Here is a 287-nt window from a genome sequence, read left to right on the forward strand (position 1 = left end):
CTTCATCAGGATAAAAAGAGTCAGTACACACCAAAGAATAAAACAGCCGTTGTAGATAAAGGTCGTAAACATCCCCATGCTGTATCCGGGCACAAATTCCTGTAGGGACGTCTCTATCATGGAATAGTAGCTTGGATAATACAGAAATACCGTGCTCCCCGTACAGCCGATTGTTCCGGCAAAGCACACCAGGGAGGACTCATGCGACGGTTTTAATCCCATCGCTTTGCACACACCGAATATCAGCGCGCCTGCAATCACCCAGCCATAACAGAAGGTCACCAGGT

Annotated in this window: 1 pseudogene; it reads right to left on the reverse strand. The window is 48.1% G+C overall.

What is annotated here, in order from left to right:
* A pseudogene (locus NE473_RS32210) lies at window positions 1–287 on the reverse strand (SLC13 family permease); the annotation flags it as partial.

Source organism: Hungatella sp. SL.1.14, from assembly GCF_024460495.1.
Lineage (GTDB): Bacteria > Bacillota > Clostridia > Lachnospirales > Lachnospiraceae > Hungatella > Hungatella hathewayi.